We start from the raw sequence: 1,256 nt of genomic DNA, 5'->3' as shown, positions 1-1,256 counted from the left end.
GTCGGGCACCGCTTCTACGCCGGCTGCCAGAACGTCGACACCGTCGAGTCGGTGGCCGCCGAGCATGCCCGCGCGCTGTTCGGCGCCGACTACGCCTATGTGCAGCCGCACTCGGGCATCGACGCCAACCTGGTCGCCTACTGGTCGATCCTGGCCCACCGGGTGGAGTCGCCGGCGCTGCAGCGGCTGGGTGCCAAGAACGTCAACGAGCTCTCCGAGGACGACTGGGAGACGCTGCGCAAGTCCTTCGCCGAGCAGCGGGTGATGGGCATGAGCCTGGACGTCGGCGGTCACCTGACCCACGGCTTCCGGCCCAACATCTCGGGCAAGATGTTCCACCAGCGTTCCTACGGGACGCATCCCGACACCCAGCTGATCGACTACGACAAGCTGCTCGCCGACGCCCGCGAGTTCAAGCCGCTGATCCTGGTGGCCGGCTATTCCGCCTACCCGCGGCGGGTGAATTTCGCCAAGATGCGCGAGATCGCCGACGAGGTGGGCGCCACCTTGTTCGTCGACATGGCGCATTTCGCCGGCCTGGTGGCCGGCAAGGTGTTCACCGGCGAGGAGAACCCGGTGCCCTACGCGCACGTCGTGGCCTCGACCACGCATAAGTCGCTGCGCGGCCCGCGCGGCGGCTTCGTGCTGTCGACCCCCGAGTACGCGCCCAGCGTCGACCGCGGTTGCCCGATGGTGCTCGGCGGACCGCTGTCGCACATCATGGCCGCCAAGGCGATCGCCTTCGCCGAGGCCCGCACGGACGCCTTCCGCGGCTACGCCCAGAACGTCGCCGACAACGCCAAGGTGCTGGCCGAGGGTCTGCTGAAGCGCGGCGCCACCCTGGTCACCGGCGGCACCGACAACCACCTGGTGCTGATCGACACCCGCTCGTTCGGCATCACCGGACGGCAGGCCGAGTCGGCCCTGCTGGACGCCGGCATCGTCACCAACCGCAACTCGGTGCCGAACGATCCGAACGGCGCCTGGTACACCACCGGCGTCCGGATCGGCACCCCGGCGCTCACCTCGCGCGGCTTCGGCGCGTCCGAGTTCGACCGGGTCGCCGAGCTGATCGTGAACGTGCTGTCCCACACCAGCGCCACCACGACCGCGGCGGGGACTCCCGGCAAGGCCAAGTACACCCTGGCCGACGGCGTCGCCGAAGCCACCAAGGCGGCCTCCGCCGAACTGCTGGACGCCAACCCGCTCTACCCCGGCCTGGAGGTCTGACCCGACTCTCGGCGCCACCGCCGGAC

Annotated in this window: 1 protein-coding gene; it reads left to right on the top strand. The window is 70.0% G+C overall.

Annotated features, from left to right (window positions below):
• On the top strand, positions 1–1,230 hold a 1,230-nt coding region (locus Q0066_RS17485; RefSeq protein ID WP_298135317.1), incomplete at its 5' end, for a serine hydroxymethyltransferase.
• Positions 1,231–1,256 lie beyond the last annotated feature (26 nt).

This window comes from Micropruina sp., assembly GCF_027492755.1.
Classification (GTDB): domain Bacteria; phylum Actinomycetota; class Actinomycetes; order Propionibacteriales; family Propionibacteriaceae; genus Micropruina.
The sequence above is the reverse complement of the archived record's forward strand: the minus strand, read 5'-3'. Positions and strand labels throughout refer to the sequence as shown.